The sequence below is a fragment of the Luteibacter sp. W1I16 genome (assembly GCF_050434905.1).
Classification (GTDB): domain Bacteria; phylum Pseudomonadota; class Gammaproteobacteria; order Xanthomonadales; family Rhodanobacteraceae; genus Luteibacter.
Genome location: NZ_JBNDJJ010000001.1, coordinates 1 through 16,933, shown reverse-complemented (window position 1 = coordinate 16,933; position 16,933 = coordinate 1). Strand labels below are relative to the sequence as shown.

The window sequence follows — 16,933 nt, the reverse complement described above, 5'->3', positions numbered from 1 at the left end:
CGGCCCGGTCTCGACTCATTCGTACAGGAAATGTGCCATGACGACCTATGTCGTGTTTACCCGCGAGCGCACCATTGATCCGGCGGAAATGAAGGTCTACGCCGAGAAGGCCGGTCCGGCAGGCCAGGGACATCCCATAACGCGCCTCGCTTTTTATGGCGACATCGAGACTCTGGAAGGCAGCCCGGTGGAAGGCGCCGTCATTCTGAGTTTTCCTTCGAAAGCGGATGCGCTGGCCTGGTACAACAGCCCGGCCTATAGCGAGGCTCGTGAGCATCGTTTCAAGGGCGCCGACTACCGCATTTTCATGATCGAGGGCATCGATAACTAGTCGTGTCCCTGGCCACAGCCGCAAGGTAGGCCAGTAGCGCAGCCACCAGCAGCATGCCAGCGCTGGCTACGAAGGTACTCTGGTAACCGCGGCTGTCGAACAGCAGACCGCCCACCGTCGACCCCAACGCGATGGAACACTGCACAACGGCGACCATCAAGCCACCGCCTGCTTCGGCGTCGTCGTCGGTGAAGGTCTGCGCGAGCCAGCTCCACCATCCCACAGGAGCCGCGGTAGCGAATAGCCCCCACAACGCCAGCAGCGCGGCCACCGGCCACAGTCGCGCGCCGAAGAACACCAGGGCGAGTGCTATGGCCGCCATGAGCACGGGAAGGACGATCAAGCTGCGATAAAGCCCACGCTTGAGGAACGCGCCGATGACCATCGTGCCGATGAAGCCCGCCACGCCGATGCCCAGCAGGACCCATGCCAGCGCCGGAGCATGGACATGCGCGACCCTCTCCAGGAAGGGGCGCACGTAGGTGAACAAGGCGAACTGGCCCATGAAGAACACGCCACATGCGGCCATGCCGAGCGCGACCACGCGGCGCTTGAACAGGGCGAATACGTTGACGTGGCGTGCGACGCGTTCGGCGGACATGCCCGGCAGGCTGATCCACTGCCAGCCGAGCGCGATCGCAGCCACCGGAAGCAGGCAAAGGAACGCGCCCCGCCACCCGATCACCGCGCCAAGGTAACTGCCTAGTGGCGCCGCGACGACCGTAGCCAACGCGTTGCCGCCATTGAAGATGGCAAGGGCCCGCGGCACATGTTCGGCCGGCACCAGGCGCATCGCCGTGGCCGCCGACATCGACCAGAACCCACCTATCACCACGCCGATCAGAGCACGCCCGAACATATAGACCGGGTAGCTCGGCGCGAACGCGACCACCGCCCCGGAGACGGCCATCAATGCGGTCAATGCCAGCAGGAGGGTCTTGCGGTTCATGGCGCCGGCGAGCCTGGAAATCGACAGGCTTGTCAGCACCGCGAACGCGCCGGAGATGGCGATGCCGTAACCGGTCAGCCCTTCGCTGACCCGAAGGTCGGCGGCCATGGGCGTCAACAGGCTGACGGGCATGAATTCCGAGGCGATCAATGCGAAAACGCACAGCGTCATCGCGAACACGCCGCCCCAGTGAGCGGGACGGCTGACTGCCTCAAATGGGGAAGACGCTGTAATCGATGAGGAGTTCATGATGGCGCCATTCTGACGTGGCGCCACTTCGATGATTAGCCCATGAATCCTTCTAGGGCTTATTAGTTTTTCTCATCAACGCCTTAGTCCTCGAGGGCGTTACGGCTGTAGCGCCGTCTCCGATCCCGTCGTCGACGCGCTCACCACCGATCCCAGCGCCGGGTCCGTCCGCGATGCCCGCCCCGTCTCCCGATGCCCCGCCAGTCGCCGCAGGAACCGCGGATCATGATCGCTCGTCACGCTGACGTCGAACCAATGGTCGCTGGAGACGATCTCCCAGAGGCTCTCGACACGGCCGCCGGGCAGCAGGAAGTGACGGCGCGGCGGCTGATGGGTGTAGTCGTCGCTCGGCGTGACCGTCACCACGCAAGTCCCGTTGCCTTCGTTGCTGATGACCAGGCGCAACAAGCCATCGAGCCCACCTGTGGCCAGGCGTACCTCGGGCTGGGCGCGACGGCTGCGATCGCCGGCCGACGGCTGGCTGCCCGCGAACTGGCGGAGGAAGCCGTTCGGCCCCGTCACGGAGAGGTCATAGGCATTGCCGCTGTACAGGCTGGTCCAGCTGTCGGCGAGCGACTTGCCGGCTTCCACCGTATAAGCCCATGGGCCATCGGTCCTGGCGGAAGAGAATACGTGGAAGAACGCGCCACTCCTGCCCTGGTTGATGAACTCGAGGCGGTACCGTCCGCCAGCGACGTCCACCCTGCCCTGCACGTCCAACGCATAGGGCAAGGCTCGGGCGGGGCGCTGCCCCGGTTCCTGCCGCGGCATGCGCTGGTCGGACGGCGGCGTCGGACGCAGATCCTGATGAGCCTTCTGGTCCGGCTCGTAACCGCTCGTGCCCGGCAGGCGCGGCGCGTCGGCGTCATGCCGCGAGAAATCGAAAGCGCGGGTGAGGTCACCGCATACCGCGCGGCGCCAGGCCGAGATGTTCGGCTCGTGCACGCCGAAACGCTGTTCCAGGAAGCGGATGATGGAGGTGTGGTCGTAGGTTTCCGAGCAGACCCAGCCGCCCTTGCTCCAGGGCGAAACCACCAGCATCGGTACGCGAACACCCAGCCCATACCCACCGGCGACGAACCCGTTGCCTCCGGGATAAAGCTCGCCCTCCGTGGTCACCGTCGACAATCCCTGCTCACGAGAGGACGGCACGTACGGCGGCACCACGTGGTCGAAGAAGCCATCGTTCTCGTCGTAGGTGATGAAAAGCGCGGTCTTGCTCCAAACCTCGGGATTCGCGGTCAACGCTTCGAGGACGCCATCGAGGTACCACGCACCATAGTTGGCAGGCCAGCTCGGATGCTCGGTATACGCTTCAGGCGCTGCGATCCACGATACCTGTGGCAGGCGGTCCGCCAGCACGTCTTCGCGCAGGATGGCGAAGGGCGACTGACCCTTGGCGATCTCGGTGCCGGTACGCGCCTTCTCATACAGCGCATCGCCCGGCTGGGCGTTACGGTATTTGTCGAAGTACAGCAGCGAATTGTCGCCGTAGTTACCGATATACGGATTCGACGTCCAGCCCCAACCGCCGGCCGCGTCGAGGCCCGTGCCGATGTCCTGGTAGATCTTCCACGACACGCCCGCCTGCTCCAGGCGCTCGGGATACGTGGTCCAGTCGTAACCCTTCTCCGCATTGTCCAGCACCGGGCCGTCACCCTTGCCGTCATTGCCCACGTAGCCGCTCCACATGTAGTAGCGGTTCGGATCCGTGGAAGACAACATGCTGCAGTGATACGCATCGCAGATGGTGAACGCATCGGCCAGCGCATAGTGGAAGGGGATGTCTTCCCGGGTCAGGTACGCCATCGTGGTCGTACCCTTGGCCTGCACCCAGCCGTCGTATCGCCCGCCGTTGGCCGCGGCGTGCGTATCGTTCCAACCGTGCGGCAGGTCTTCGAGGAATTGCAGGCCGAGGTCCTCGGCGGCGGGACGGAACGGCAGCAGGTAGTCATCGGTCGACGCCGCATAAGGCTGATGCCAGACTGACCTTCCACTCGCCAGCGTGAAGGGCCGTGGATCACCGAAGCCACGCACACCGCGAAGCGAACCGAAATAATGATCGAACGAGCGGTTTTCCTGCATGAGGATCACCACGTGCTCGACATCGGCGAGCGTGCCCGTGCGCCGCGATGCCGGGATCGCCAGCGCCTTCGCGATCGACGGCGGTACGACCCCGGCGGTGAAAGCGGCGCCAGCTGCGCCTAGCGAAAGCTTGAGGAAGTGCCGCCGATCCTGAGACGTCATGTTTGCCCTTTGCGCGATCGGCGGCATGCCTTGCATGCGCGGCCTTCCGCTACTTGCGTTACCCCTGAGCGCACGAGTGTCGCGGCGGAATATGACAGGATCGTGCCAATGGGATTCCGCAAAAGCGGATTTCAATGATGTTCGCCATGCGCAAGAAGCATCATGAACACCAGCCCGCCCAGAACGCCGCAGACCGGTGCGAGTCGTGCTTTCCCACGAGTCCCTGGCCATATGCCGGGAAGGATGTCCGCGAGGGCGACGTAGACGATAGTGCCCGCGGCGAAGGCCGAGACCATGGACGTAGTGCGGGTGTCGAGCACCAGGAAATGGACCGTCAGGGCAACCAGTGGAACCGCCGCCGCCATGGCGACAGACAGCATAAAAGCACGCGAGGGCGTATAGCCCATCGCCACCAGCGCTCCGGCGCTGCTGATCTCACGGGGAACCTCATGCAGTGCGATAGCGATGAGCGCCGCATAACCGGCGGCGGGGCCCGCCGCGAAGGCGCCCGCCAGGATCATCCCATCGACAGCGTGATGGATGAGGTCGCCGAGCAGTGCCATCCTCGCGGCAGGCATCCCGCCCGGCGATTCCTGAGTCAACGTGCGCATCGCGGACTCTGCACAGAGCAGGACAACCACCCCCAGGGCGGATATCGCCAGTATGCTTTCCGGCTCCCCTCCTTCTTCGAGAGCATGTGGAAGCACGTGGAGGAATGCATCCCCGAGCAAAAGTCCGACAGCGAGCGCCTGAAGCCACGGTAGCCACCCCTGCCGGCTTGCCGACGGAAGCCACGCCACGGCACGCGACGACAGCGATGTCGCTGCGAGGAAAAGCGAAGACAAAAGCAGATCCAGGGTGAGAGGCGGCATTGGCATCAGCCCCCACTGAACGAAAAACGGGATACGGCTGTCACGGTGGTTCTTTTCCCTTACTGACAAGTGGCGGGCAGGCCACTGATGAGTTGCTGGATGTGACTGGCTGCCTGCTCGGGAGATGCTCCCTCGGTGCGGCAAAGCCGGAGAATGGTCGAGCGGGCGTTCGCGCGAAGGCCGGCGCACTGCCAGGCACGAGGTGAGTCGAGTGGCAACATGGCATAGGCAACGGACGTGCAGCTGTCCGTCACTCGTTGGTCGAGGGAGGCATGCCTGAATTCCTCCGGAGCTACCGATATTCCGGGATCGAAGTAACTGTCGGGAAACGCCGCTGCATACGCTTCGGGGTCGAGCGTGCGCGTGTAGTCGCCTATATGCAGTATCACGGGGCCGGCGCAGCTTGCCTGCCGAACGCTGTCCTTGACCACGACGGTGACATCGTGTCTGAAGTTTTCCGAAGCCCCACCGTCACCCCCTCCGGCAACCAGCGCCGGCACGTGCGCCAACACGGCCATCCTGGGAAGGTCATGGGAGCGCGCAGGCATGCAACGCCCCCGAAGCGCGGCAACGACGAGAAAGACCACGTCGTCGGCGACAGCGTCGTCCGCGATCATTCGCTTCCCTACCCTCTCCGCCGCACCCCGGTCTGCGCCTCCCTTCGGTGCTGGCCGGCGCGCATCGCCCGGCAAGGGTCCCCAGGATGTCCATATCAGCGCGACGATGGCCAGCACCCCCACCAGGAAGGACACGGGAACCCACCTTTTCATCGTGTGGCGGGTGACCACACCGGGAAGGGATCCGGCAGCAATGGCCAAGCGGCGGGACCCACGGCCAATTCGTCGTCGGTGAGCAGGCATGCATCGATGGCTCGCCGCACGTCCGGCTCGGGCAGATCGACGCCGATCATGACGAGTTCCTGACGCCGGTCACCATAGAGCGGATGCCATACGGCGAGAAGCGCTCGATGCTGCTCGTCTCCGGCGAGCTCGCTCGCGTCCGGTGGCCCTGCGCGAAGATCGTCGGCATCGAAGGGCCTGCTCAAGCCGGTCCGCACTCTGTGACGGCTAGCCCACCAGTGGCCGGCGGTCGACGTTTCGGTCGCACCACCCGCGATGGCGAGGCTGCCGACCCAGTCCATCCGGGAAGCGAGCCAGAAGTAGCCCTTGGCGCGCAGCACGCCCGGGATGCCATCGTTGAGCAAGGCGTGCAACCGGGTGGGATGGAACGGGCGCGCGGCGCGGTAGACGAAACTGGTAATGCCGTACGCTTCCGTTTCAGGCGTATGCGCACCCATCAGTTCCTTCACCCAACCCGGTGCCGTCTGCGCCTTCTCGTAATTGAAAAGCCCCGTGTTCAGCACCACGGACAGGTCGATCTCACCGTACGCCGCATCGAGCAGGCGCGCGTCGCGATTGAGCGCCCGGAGAACCTTCCTGACCTGGAGGCGTTCGGCTTCATCGAGACGATCGCATTTATTAATGACGATGACATCGGCGAATTCCACCTGCTCGGTCAGCAGGCTGACCAGCGATCGCCTGTCGTCGTCGCCGCTGGTCTGGCCCCGCGATGCGAGGGAATCGGCCGAGCAGAAATCCGAAAGGAAGCTCCGTCCATCGACCACGGTCACCATCGTATCGAGCCGCGCGATGTCCGAAAGCGAGAACCCGTCGTCGTCGCGCACATGAAACGTGGCGGCCACTGGAAGCGGCTCACCAATACCGGTCGATTCGATCAGGAGATAGTCGAAACGTTTTTCGTCGGCCAGCCGGCGCACTTCCTGCAACAGGTCGTCGCGAAGCGTGCAGCAGATGCAGCCGTTGGAAAACTCGATGAGCTTTTCTTCCGTACGGCTGAGGCCCGCTCCGCCATCGCGGACAAGCGACGCGTCGATGTTGACGTCACTCATGTCGTTGACGATGACGGCCACCCGGCGGCCTTCCCTGTTATGGAGCACATGATTGAGCAGGGTCGTCTTGCCCGCCCCGAGAAAGCCGGAAAGGACGGTGACGGGAAGCGGTTCCCGGCGCGTTTCAGTGGCGTGCATTTGCGTATTTCCTGTGCTCATTCGAATGCCTGGCGTAACCGCTCGGCGTCGGAATCGTGATATGGCTCGAGAACCGCCTCACCCATGTCATAGGCGGATGCGGCCATGGCGTTCTTCGTCACCTCGGTATGCAGCACTCCCTTGAGCGTCAAGGGGTCATACAGGCTCGGGGTATCGATGCCGTGGGCAAGCTTCACGTGAATGAGCATGTTCGGGGGTGGCGGCGGCACATGGATGCATGCGCCGTAAAAAGGCACGAAGAAGAACTCCAGCATCTTGCCGTCGTCATCGGATTCCAGGGGCACCACGTAGCCCGGGAGCTTGACCTTCCGGTTGTCCAGCGCCTCGACCGTATGCAATGTGCCGACCTGTTTCATGCGCTGGTTGCCGACGTGCAGCACGGGCGGCGCGTTCTCGAGCGTCTTGATGTCTTCGGGCGGCACCATATGGGTCCAGTCGAGATCGGCATAACCGTTTTCATCAGGCTGGCCGAGCAACGCCGCGCCCGCAGGAGCCGCCGCTTTCGGCGTCCCATGGGCGGCGGCGAATGCCCGCGCCGCCACGATGCCGTCGACCTGTGCCTTGGCCCTCGCCGTACGCATCGCGTCGGCTTCGACCTGGGCCGATGCCAGAGCCGATGTGGCGGCCCCCGCCGGGTCGCCGGGCGGCGCGTCCGCAGGGCCACTGCACGCGGCGAGGAACGCGCTGGAAACGAAGAACACGATCGCATCGCGTTTCATCACAGGCGCACCTGCAGGCCGTCGGCCAGCGAGCGGCGATACGCCACCCAGCCAGGGATGCATCCCGCCAGCGAACCGAGGGCGAGTACGAGCAACAACAACGGCCATTCGCCCGGCGCAGGGGTTCCGTCGATCACCAGTCCCGCTGTACTGAGCAGGTAATCGTGGGCGAGTAACGCCGCCGCGTCGAGCAGGGCGACACCAGCAAGCATGCCCCCTAGCGTCAAGAGCGTGCTTTCCATCACCAGCAGCGCGAAGACCGTGCGCGTCGACGCGCCTACCGCCCGTAGCACGGCCATCTCGCGTCGACGCTCACCAAGCATGCCAAGGAGCGCGGTCAACATGCCGGACATGCCGACCAGCAAGACCATCCCACTGACCACGCGCAAGGCATTTTCAGCCGTGCCGACCAGATGCCAGAGTTCACCCAGTGCGACCCCGGGCAGGACAGCCAGCAGGGGCTCTTCGGGATACTCGTTGATGGCGCGTTGCACGGCGAACGCGGACAGGCGCGAACGCAGCCCGACGAGCGTGGCCGTGATGGCCTTCGGGGTCAGGTCCATATGGCGCGCCTGTTCGGCGGAGGCTTCCATGCCTGGCAACCGAATGCCGGAATGCCAGTCGACATGGATGGCTTCGATGGCCTCCAGGCTGACGGCAATCGTGGCATCGACAGGTGTTCCGGTGGGTGCCATGACGCCGCTCACACGGAACGGCTTGTCCGCGTGGGAGGCGAGAAGGGAGCCGCCAAGACCGTGGGACAGGACAAGGCTGTCACCGACCTTGTAATGAAGCTGGCGGGCGACTTCCGAGCCGACGACCGCGTCATACAGATCGGAAAACGGCTTGCCGCTGGCAAAGGCAAGTGCGTTGCCTCGCCCGTAGTGGTAGTGGTCGAAGAAACCGGTCGAGGTGCCGGTCACCCGGAAGCCGCGGTGCGAATCACCGAGCGAAAGCGGAACGGTCCACGCCACTTCGGGCATCGCCCGTATATCCTGGTAACTCTTCCAGGTGATGTTGTTCGTGGCTTCGCCGATGTGGAAGATCGAATAAAGCAGTAGCGTCACCGGCCCGCTCCGGGCTCCAACCAGGAGGTTGGTGCCCGAAACGGTACTTGCGAAACCCTGTCTCGCTTCGGTGCGGACGCGTTCGACGCCCAGCAGCAGGAAGACACTCAATGCGATGGTGAAGACGGTCAGGGCGACACCCGCCTTTCGCTGGCGGAGGCTCTTGAGCGTCAGGGAAAACAGCTTCATCGAAATCAGGACTCCAGGATGCCGGGCGTATCGCCATCGAGTGCCACGACGCGGTCGAAATGGCGCGCAAGCGCAAGGTCGTGGCTGACGAAGACGACTCCCGTTCCGTGACGGGCACATTCACCGAGCAGCAGCTTCAGGAACGCATCGCGGCTTGCCGCATCGAGCGCCGAAGTCGGTTCGTCGGCCAGCAGGAGTTCGGGTCCTCCGATGAGCGCACGCGCGGCGGCGACGCGTTGCTGTTGCCCCACGCTGAGCTCCCCTGTCCGTGCGCGTGACCACGTCTGTGCGCCAAGGCCGAGCGCACCGAGAAGCCTCGTTGCCTCGCGTGTCATCAGGGCACGGGTCGCGCCGGCCCGTCGGCTGCGCTCAGCGGACCATGCGCAACCCAGCAGCACGTTTTCCACCGGCGTGAGGAATGGAAGCAGGTTGAACTGCTGAAAGATGTAACCCAGGTGATTGGCCCGAAAGCGGTCCCGCGCACGGGCGGCCATCGAGGCAAAGGACACCCCGAGAATCGTCACATCGCCTCCGGTCGGCGCAAGCACCCCGGACAGCAAACCAAGCACCGTGCTTTTCCCGCTGCCGCTCGGCCCGCAAAGGAACAAGCGCTCACCATGGGCCAGTTCGAGGTCTTCCAGGATGACGGCGGTATTCGCATCGGGCCACGCGTGGCGAAGTGACCGTGTGCTCACAACATGGGACGAAGTCGCTTCGATCATTGCCGCACGTCGACGCGAGTAACCGTGCCATCGAGGTCCTGCTGGTTGCTGCCAGCCGCCGTGATGATATTCACGACCACTTTCCGGACCGCGGGAAAGGCGGACGCAAGCCGGACATCCACATGGTCGAGCTCGGCCGTCTTTCGGCAGGCGTAGTGGTATTCGGCATCGAAGTCGGCGTGGCCACCGGGCTCAGCGACGTCGCCGAACCCATGAGGTGACACCTTCGCCGACGAGAGGGTGCAGCCGGCGGCGGAAGCCGGGACGAGCCAGGCGGCGCCGTTGAGCGTAGCCGTTGCCTTGTCGACGGCCGAACGCTCCTGCGGCGAAGCCGGCGGATGCTCGAAGCCCACCGCGTCGTGACCTGGCACGCTGACCTGCACGTCCATCAGGCAACCGTCGATCGACATGCTCACACTCGCCTGTCCATGAACGTGTGGCCCGAGCTGTCTTTCCGCGGCGTTCACCGTCATCGGCAAGGCCGCCAGCAGGAACGGAAATACCATCATCTGTATCTTCATGGGCATGCCTATATTGTTATAATGTAACATACATTACGTGACATGTACCTAGCCATCCATCGGGGTATGGGAATCAGTTCTCGTTGAATTTCATGAGGCGGCCGGCATTCGCGATGACGACAAAGGCACCGATGTTCTGAAGGACAGCGGCCGCCAGCGCGCCACTTGCCGCCCACCCACCACTGACCGCGACGACGACGAGTGCCAGCGTCCACGCCGCGCTGAGCGCGAGGTTCACCCGCAAGGTGCGGCGCGTACGCCGTGCCAACCTGACGGCGGTGGCGATGCGTGAAAAGTCACCACCGGTGAGGACGATGTCGGCGGAGGCGAGCGCGATGTCGCTCCCCTGCCCGCCCATCGCCATGCCGACCAGGCCCGCCCGCAACGCGAGCGCATCGTTGATGCCATCACCGACCACGAGAGGTTTGCCGCCGGCACCCAGCACCGATTGGACAAAGGCCAGCTTGTCGGGCGGTAACGCTTCCGGGACAACCTCTTTGAGGCCCACGATGGCGGCAACGCGATTGGCTTCCGCCTGGCGGTCGCCTGTCAAGAGTGCCTGGCGATGGAGGCCTAGTTCATGCAGCGCGGTCAGCGTTTCGGTCACGCCCCCGCGCATTTCGTCGGACAGGCACACCCAGCCAAGAAGACGGCCCGCCTCGGCGACCGCCGCGACCGGGCCGTCATGCTCAGGTGGACGCTCCACGGCAATCGAATGCTGGGCCAGCAACGATTCGCGGCCGAGGAATACCGGACCGAAAGCCCCCGTCGCGCGCATCCCGAAACCCGCGTCCTCCTGGATGTCGGAAAGGGTGGCCGGAGATGCCGGCCATTGGGCGATCGCACGGCCGACCGGGTGCGTGCTCGCGGCGCCAAGCGCCGTGGCCACTGCTTCGAGGCGGCCGATATCCGCGCCGTGTGCGGGCTCAAATCGGACGACCCGGAGCCGTCCTGTCGTCACGGTCCCTGTCTTGTCGACCACCAGCGCGTCGGCCTCCGCAAGCCGCTCGAAAACCACGCTGCTCTTGACGAGGATGCCATGGCGGGCGGCGACGCTGACGGCGGCGAGCGCGGTCGATGGCGCCGCGAGCACCATGGCGGACGGACAGGCTGCCACCAGCAGGGCCAGGACCGCTCCGGTGTTCTGGGTGGTGAACCAGAGCATCAGGGCGACCAGCAAGACGAGCACGAGGTAGCGCCCGGCAAAGCGTTCGAGGAGACGCGTGATCGGGGGCTTGCTGCGCTCCGCGTCCTGCATCAGCGCCACCACGCGGCCAAGGGCCGACTCGGAACCCACGCGCGACACCCGCACGTGCAACAGGCCGTTGAGGTTCAACGAGCTACCGAGTACCGCATCGCCCACGGCGACCTCGACCGGCAACGACTCGCCTGTCAACGATGCCGTGTCCATGCTACCCATGCCCTTGACCACCACGCCATCGGCCGGAACCCGGTCACCCGGCCGGATCTCGATGATGTCATCGGCGACGAGTTGCTCGGCCGGGAGGGTCTCGACCCTATCGTCACGGAGGATTCGGGCGGTGCTCGATGTCAATGCGACAAGCGCCTCGACCGCCTCGCGTGTGCCGAGCAAGGACCGGTCTTCGAGCATCTGGCCGGCGAGCATGATGACCGGCAGCAAGGTCGCCGTGACGAAGTTGGCCGATACCAGGCATGCCAGGATGGCGAGGGCTACCAGTTGGTCGACGACGCCGTGAAGATCGGGCTGGTGAAGGCTTCTCGCCGCCGAAGCGAACGCCGGGCCCGCCACCAGGAGGGCCGCGATTGCCTGAAGGATAGTGGCCTCGACGGTGCTCCGCGGCGTGAAGGCCAGGAGGGCGAAGGAAAAGGCGAGCAGGCCACCCGCGAGCAACACGGCGACGATACGGAAGCGCCAGCGATGACGCTCGGTGCCCGTCAGGAGCATGGCGCCCGAGTAAGGCGGGGTCGCATTCATGGGCTCGCTCCGGAGATGAGCGTGCGGGCGTGGTCGTTCATGGGCACGGCATCGACACGCCCGGCGAGGCCGAAAACGGCCTTGACCCGCTCGCGGTAGAGCTGGTCCACGACCGTGCCTCGATCGAGCGGTGGAGAATGGCCCAGGGAGAGCACCAAGGCCGAACGCTCCTGCGCCTTGTGCACAGACTCTTCCGCGACGGCGCGGGCGTCATCGAGTTCACGCTCCCGGCTTTGCTCGGCAATCTGACGGCGGGCTTCGACCGTGGTCCGCGCGTCGGCCAGGGAGCGCTCCACTTGCTGGCCGACGGTAAGCACGGCGTCGAAGGCTTCCTTCGCACCCAAGGGAATAGAGGGTACGACGTCGACCCGGGCAACACGGATGCCCATCCCGCCTTCCTTGCTTGCCGCGTCCCGGAGGCGGCGATTGACCTCGCCAACCAGTTCCCGTGCGAACTGCTCACGCTGGGTAACGAAGCGCGGCGTGCCGGCCACTTCTGGGCGAGCGACGAGAATGCCATCGAGCGAGCGCGCGGCACACAGGTGAACCGCGGCGGCGATGATGGCGCGCCGGAGCATGGGCTCGATGTGGTCGCCTGCCGTCACGAACGCGACCGGGTCATCGATCTGGTAAAAAAGCATGGTGCGCAGATGCACGAGGGCACCGTCACCCGTCATGAAGAACCATGTGTTCTCGCGTGCGTTTTCCGTGGGTGCGAAGCCTGCACCCGGCAGTTCCTGCACACCCGACGCGAAGGCCGAACCGCTCTCTAGCGCTTCCGGCGAGAACTGCACCTGGCGGCCCTGCGACGGCAAGAGAACGACGGTGTCGACCGGCGAGGGCCAGGTCAGCAACAGGCCGGGGCCCGCCGTCCGGATCACCTGGCCGAAGCGCGTGACGACAGCCCGGCTGTCCGCCGGGACGCGCTGTATGCCTCGCACGAGCCAGGCGCCGGCGAGAAGCGCCACTAATGCGAAGAGCAGCCGGAACGACCAGGTCAGTGTGTCGGCGAGGACGGACGGGCGTGGCGGCGTCATGGTTTTCTTGCGCCCTGCCCGGCGACGGGACCATCGACCAGCATGCGAAAAGGTGCCGCGTCGGTACGTAGGATGATGCGTGTTCCCGGGCCGATGGCGGCGTCCATCGTGTCGAACGAGCGCAGCAAGGTATAGAGTTTCGGATTGGTCGAGTAAGCCCGCTGGTATATCGCCGTCGACTTCGCTTGCGCATCCGCTTCGATCGTCGCGGCTTCGGCCTTGGCACCGGCGAGGGTGATGCGCGCGTCGCGCTCCGCTTCCGAGACGATTTGCGCAGCCTGGCGCTGGCCTTCCGCGGAACGTTGCGCGGCGGCTGTATCGCGCTCGGACTTCATCCGGTCGATGGTCGCCTGCAACGCTTCGCTCGACAACGTCAGGCGCTCGATGCCGACCTGGCGGATAGCGACGCCGTACACGCGCCCCGCCTGTTCATCGACCAGGTGGCGCAGCCTCGACTCGAAGTCGTCGATGCGGATACGCGACGGGTCGGTGTTGACCAGTTGGGAAAGGTCGAAACTGCTGGCCGTGATCTCCAGCGATGACGCCATCAGGCTGCGCAACTGGGACGCGGCCACATCGGGATCGTTCTGCACCGAGCGAAGGAAGAGTTCCGCGGCCTCGGTACGGCTGGGCACCGACCAGACGACGTAGGCTTGCACCAGCACCCGGAGACCGTCCCGTGTACCGACATCCTGAAGACCGCTGGATGTCGTGCGAAGGCGAAGATCGATGGCGGTGGTCGCCTCGATCGGAGCGGGCCACTTGAACGACGCGCCCGGTGTCAGCAAGACCCTGTCCGGCCGGCCGAAGCGCGTGATGACCACGCCCTCGCCGGGGCTGACGATGACAAGGCACCCGCAGGCCATGGCCAGGGGAACGATCACCCCCGCCACCGACCAGCGAAGTGCCCTGGCACGTGGCGAAGTGGTACTCGATGTATCGGTGGTGCTCAAAGTGTGCCCCCGGTGCCGGCCGCGACGGGTCGAAGGTCGAGCGTGGCCTTCTCGCTGTCGAGGCGGTGGTCGATGATCGTCAGGTGTGTGCGGTTGAGTGCATCGCCGACATGCGCCAGCCAGGATTCGAAAACGAACACATCCGGACCCACGCGAAGGCTCTTCGTGCTCGCCTGGAACTTGTTGAGCGTCGCCTGCGCGTCACCCAGTTTCTCGCTTGCCTCGGCACGCGACTGGTTGATGTTCCTCGCCTCGTCCTGGGCGGCCGTCCCGCGCAGGGCGAACGCACGTGCCTGGCTCTGGAAGCGCATCGCGTCACTCCGGATGCCTGCCGCCTGCACGTTGTGGTACGCCGACGCGGCGCCACTGGGCGGGTGGATGGCCTCGACTACCACATTGATGATCGAGATGCCTGCGTGGAACGCGCCCACGCGTGCCTGTATGTCATCGCGGAAACGGTCGACGAAGCGGGCGCGATTCTCGCCCAGCAATTCATCGAGGGTCGATGAAGAAAAGTGTGTCACCAGCAGGCGTCCCGCCGTTGCGCGGACGAGCGACGCCGGATCGGTCGCGGCGTAAACCGACGCCATCGCGCCTTCGTCGTTGTCCATCACACGAAAGACCACGCGAAGGTCGACGTTGACGACCTGAAAACCCTCCCGGTCACCCGAGCGGCTGGCGATGAGGTAGCTCGCCTCGCCCGGATGGGATCCATCCCAGAGCCGGTCCGCCGTTGGTCCCGGGATGGCTTCAGCTCCCATGCTTCCTTCGGCTTCCGTCGCGCCCGCACTGGCCAATTCAGCGAGCAGGCGGCCACCCGGCTTGGCGGAAAACACGATGGGCAACGGGTGGACCACGCCGAACTCGACGGTTCGTGCGCGGCCGAAAGGCCAAGGCAGGTGAACATGGAGTCCGGGACCGACGACGGCGACAGGGACACCGAGGCGTTCGACCACCGCCCGCTCGGATACACCCAGGACCGTGACCGCACTCGAGAGCCAGGCCAGCAGTAGCACGAACAGTCCCACCGGAAACGCGGCGCGGACGAGAAAGGCCAGCACCCAGCTGCCGGCCAGGTCGATGCCGTAGGCCTCCCGGAGCCAACGTGTCGCCCTACCCGGCCGTGGCCACGACAGGCGAAGGAGTGATGGCAACCAGGGGAGCGCCGGATTGTGCCTCGCCTGGGCCGGCCCAAGGGGAACGAAGAGCTGCATCACCGCCCGGAGAATGCATTCGCAGGCGGCAAGACCGATGACGACACCGACCGGATACAAGGCGAGGTTGGCCCAGACATAACCCTGGGCGGCAAAGAGCGCCGCGGATCCACCGGCCAGGCAGGTGACCAGGGGAACCCGGACAAGGACTTCCACGCCCGGCCCGTCCTTCGGCGACATGCTCGCAGCAAACCGCTGGAAGAAGACAAGAGGAATGGTCGACGCGAGCAGGAGCACGGCCGCCCACATGGGAGGCGGTGTATCCGCCCAGCCGGGCGAGCGAAGAAAGCCGGCCAAGGCGTTGAGGACAAGAATATTGCCCAAGGCCGCCAGCAGTCCTGGCGCCCAATCGCCAGCCCAATCGATCGTATCGAAGCGCGCCCGGGCCCGCCGCCCTGCCAAGGTCATGTGGGCGAGCAGCGGATGCGACGGAAGCTGGGGATACACCATCGATCGCATGGGATGAACCCAATGCTCGCCGCGCCGTCGCACGCGAACGATCAGGCCCTCGCAGAAAAGGCCGGTAGCCGCGAAGAGCAAGGCAAGGCCCGCCAGTCGTACCGCGAGCGGCTCGGCTGAGAGTGCCGGCAATGAAATGACGAGTACCATGGTCGCTGCGATCGGCAGGGCCCATTCCACGACAGGGCTCGGATGTCCCTCGTGATTCACGACAAGGACCGCTGCGGGAAGAGACGAACGCGCCGGCAAGGCAGCTGGGTGTGGAAATACGGCATGGGATAAACGTTATGTTATAACATCATCATCAAGCAAGTCCCATTGGACAGGTGGAACCGCCCTATGCATACGATCCTCCACCGGCTCGGCACGCGGGCGTTTGTCCACGCCATGCTTTGCGCAGCGCTATCCGTGACTCCCGCTGTCGCCATCGCCTCGAAAGCACCGCCTCCATCGAATGCGTTCGAATGGGTCGAGAGCGTGCCGGAGGGCACGGCCTACGGACTTCCCGACACGGCGAGGACAGCGCCGACCTGGCTGTCGATGGTACGCGGTGCGAAAGATCACATCGATATCGCGGCGTTTTACCTGAGCAATCCGCCCGGCGCGGCGCTCTCGCCCATCGTCGGCGCGCTTGTGGCGCAGGGGAAAAAAGGTGTCCCGATCCGTATCCTCGTCGACAGCAGCTTCATGCATGAGAGCCAAGCGGCGATCGATGCCTTGAAAGACGTTCCGGGCATCACCGTTCGCCAGATGCCGGTCAAGGACATGACGGGTGGTGTGCTGCACGTGAAGTTCATGGAAGTCGATGGCCGCGATGTATTCGTGGGCAGCCAGAACTGGGACTGGCGGGCCGTCCAGCACATCCATGAGGTCGGTGCGCGCGTATCCGACCCACGTCTCGGGGCGACCTTCCAGGCGGAGTTCGACCACCTCTGGCATCTGGCTGAAAATCCGGCCGACGCGCGCCTTGCTTCTCCCTTGGTACCTCCGCCGTCGTTCGAGCCCGTGACGGAATTCGCCCCGGCGGTTATCGACGGTGCCGGCCAACCCAGCACCGTCTTCCCCGCCTTCAGTCCCGATGCCCTGCAGCCTTCCTGGTTGACGAGCGAGGCGCCCACCCTTGCCCGGCTTCTCGGTCAGGCCCGGAAGAGCATTCGCCTGCAGGTCATGACGCTATCGGCGTTCAAGGATTTCGGGCCCAAGGGTTACTGGGGATTGCTCGATGCCGCGCTTCGCGACGCGGCGGCTCGCGGTGTGAAGGTACAAGTGATCGTGGCCGACTGGGCGCTACACGGACAGGACCTCGCTTACCTGCAAAGCCTTGCCGTCATGCCAGGCATCGAAATCCGCTATTCGACAGTACCCCAGGCAACGTCCGG

General features: G+C 65.0%; 15 protein-coding genes. 2 read left to right on the top strand and 13 right to left on the bottom strand.

Annotated features, from left to right (window positions below; all coding sequences use genetic code 11):
* Positions 1–37: 37 nt before the first annotated feature.
* Positions 38–331, top strand: coding sequence for a DUF1330 domain-containing protein (locus tag QFZ41_RS00075; protein ID WP_429196709.1), 294 nt, complete (start codon positions 38–40; stop codon positions 329–331).
* Here QFZ41_RS00075 and QFZ41_RS00070 read toward each other — a convergent pair.
* The 13 genes from QFZ41_RS00070 to QFZ41_RS00010 form a co-directional block, all read right to left on the bottom strand.
* Positions 306–1,451 carry an MFS transporter gene (locus QFZ41_RS00070; protein ID WP_429196707.1) on the bottom strand — a complete coding sequence of 382 codons (1,146 nt, stop codon included), beginning with the start codon at positions 1,449–1,451 and terminating at the stop codon, positions 306–308. The two genes, QFZ41_RS00075 and QFZ41_RS00070, sit on opposite strands and share 26 nt — an antisense overlap.
* 177 nt (positions 1,452–1,628) lie before the next feature.
* Positions 1,629–3,776, bottom strand: a complete 2,148-nt coding sequence (locus QFZ41_RS00065; protein ID WP_429196705.1) for a phosphocholine-specific phospholipase C — start codon at positions 3,774–3,776, stop codon at positions 1,629–1,631.
* A 131-nt stretch (positions 3,777–3,907) separates the two neighbouring features.
* On the bottom strand, positions 3,908–4,648 hold the full coding sequence (locus QFZ41_RS00060) for a ZIP family metal transporter (protein WP_429196703.1): 741 nt from the start codon (positions 4,646–4,648) through the stop codon (positions 3,908–3,910).
* A 59-nt stretch (positions 4,649–4,707) separates the two neighbouring features.
* On the bottom strand, positions 4,708–5,265 hold the full coding sequence (locus QFZ41_RS00055) for a hypothetical protein (protein WP_429196701.1): 558 nt from the start codon (positions 5,263–5,265) through the stop codon (positions 4,708–4,710).
* A 149-nt stretch (positions 5,266–5,414) separates the two neighbouring features.
* Complete coding sequence (locus QFZ41_RS00050; protein ID WP_429196699.1) at positions 5,415–6,716, bottom strand: GTP-binding protein; 1,302 nt, start codon at positions 6,714–6,716, stop codon at positions 5,415–5,417.
* Entirely contained in the window at positions 6,713–7,435 is a 723-nt protein-coding gene (locus QFZ41_RS00045) for a DUF3299 domain-containing protein (RefSeq protein WP_429196697.1), read from the bottom strand. The genes QFZ41_RS00050 and QFZ41_RS00045 overlap by 4 nt, the downstream gene beginning before the upstream one ends.
* Positions 7,435–8,691 carry an ABC transporter permease gene (locus QFZ41_RS00040; RefSeq protein WP_429196695.1) on the bottom strand — a complete coding sequence of 419 codons (1,257 nt, stop codon included), beginning with the start codon at positions 8,689–8,691 and terminating at the stop codon, positions 7,435–7,437. Before QFZ41_RS00040 ends, QFZ41_RS00045 begins: the two co-directional genes overlap by 1 nt.
* Positions 8,692–8,696: 5 nt before the next feature.
* Positions 8,697–9,386, bottom strand: a complete 690-nt coding sequence (locus QFZ41_RS00035) for an ABC transporter ATP-binding protein (protein WP_429196693.1) — start codon at positions 9,384–9,386, stop codon at positions 8,697–8,699.
* Positions 9,387–9,409: 23 nt separating this feature from the next.
* On the bottom strand, positions 9,410–9,940 hold the full coding sequence (locus QFZ41_RS00030; protein WP_429196691.1) for a ZrgA family zinc uptake protein: 531 nt from the start codon (positions 9,938–9,940) through the stop codon (positions 9,410–9,412).
* 67 nt (positions 9,941–10,007) lie between these two features.
* On the bottom strand, positions 10,008–11,891 hold the full coding sequence (locus QFZ41_RS00025; protein ID WP_429196689.1) for a heavy metal translocating P-type ATPase: 1,884 nt from the start codon (positions 11,889–11,891) through the stop codon (positions 10,008–10,010).
* Positions 11,888–12,928, bottom strand: coding sequence for an SPFH domain-containing protein (locus tag QFZ41_RS00020; RefSeq protein WP_429196687.1), 1,041 nt, complete (start codon positions 12,926–12,928; stop codon positions 11,888–11,890). The genes QFZ41_RS00025 and QFZ41_RS00020 overlap by 4 nt, the downstream gene beginning before the upstream one ends.
* Entirely contained in the window at positions 12,925–13,812 is an 888-nt protein-coding gene (hflC, locus tag QFZ41_RS00015; protein WP_429196685.1) for a protease modulator HflC, read from the bottom strand. Before hflC ends, QFZ41_RS00020 begins: the two co-directional genes overlap by 4 nt.
* Before the next feature lie 65 nt (positions 13,813–13,877).
* Positions 13,878–15,554 (bottom strand): SPFH domain-containing protein, encoded by a 1,677-nt coding sequence (locus QFZ41_RS00010; RefSeq protein ID WP_429196683.1) that lies wholly within the window; start codon positions 15,552–15,554, stop codon positions 13,878–13,880.
* 339 nt (positions 15,555–15,893) lie between these two features.
* Here QFZ41_RS00010 and QFZ41_RS00005 point away from each other — a divergent pair.
* Positions 15,894–16,933: phospholipase D-like domain-containing protein (locus QFZ41_RS00005; RefSeq protein ID WP_429196681.1), on the top strand; the 1,040-nt coding region annotated here is incomplete at its 3' end.

Excerpts from the sequence above, each read along its gene's own strand:
- QFZ41_RS00075 (WP_429196709.1), top strand. The coding sequence starts at position 38 with ATGACGACCTATGTCGTGTTTACCCGCGAGCGCACCATTGATCCGGCG.
- QFZ41_RS00070 (WP_429196707.1), bottom strand. The coding sequence starts at position 1,451 with ATGACGCTGTGCGTTTTCGCATTGATCGCCTCGGAATTCATGCCCGTC.
- QFZ41_RS00065 (WP_429196705.1), bottom strand. The coding sequence starts at position 3,776 with ATGACGTCTCAGGATCGGCGGCACTTCCTCAAGCTTTCGCTAGGCGCA.
- QFZ41_RS00060 (WP_429196703.1), bottom strand. The coding sequence starts at position 4,648 with ATGCCGCCTCTCACCCTGGATCTGCTTTTGTCTTCGCTTTTCCTCGCA.
- QFZ41_RS00055 (WP_429196701.1), bottom strand. The coding sequence starts at position 5,265 with ATGATCGCGGACGACGCTGTCGCCGACGACGTGGTCTTTCTCGTCGTT.
- QFZ41_RS00050 (WP_429196699.1), bottom strand. The coding sequence starts at position 6,716 with ATGAGCACAGGAAATACGCAAATGCACGCCACTGAAACGCGCCGGGAA.
- QFZ41_RS00045 (WP_429196697.1), bottom strand. The coding sequence starts at position 7,435 with ATGAAACGCGATGCGATCGTGTTCTTCGTTTCCAGCGCGTTCCTCGCC.
- QFZ41_RS00040 (WP_429196695.1), bottom strand. The coding sequence starts at position 8,691 with ATGAAGCTGTTTTCCCTGACGCTCAAGAGCCTCCGCCAGCGAAAGGCG.
- QFZ41_RS00030 (WP_429196691.1), bottom strand. The coding sequence starts at position 9,940 with ATGCCCATGAAGATACAGATGATGGTATTTCCGTTCCTGCTGGCGGCC.
- QFZ41_RS00025 (WP_429196689.1), bottom strand. The coding sequence starts at position 11,891 with ATGAATGCGACCCCGCCTTACTCGGGCGCCATGCTCCTGACGGGCACC.
- QFZ41_RS00020 (WP_429196687.1), bottom strand. The coding sequence starts at position 12,928 with ATGACGCCGCCACGCCCGTCCGTCCTCGCCGACACACTGACCTGGTCG.
- QFZ41_RS00010 (WP_429196683.1), bottom strand. The coding sequence starts at position 15,554 with ATGCGATCGATGGTGTATCCCCAGCTTCCGTCGCATCCGCTGCTCGCC.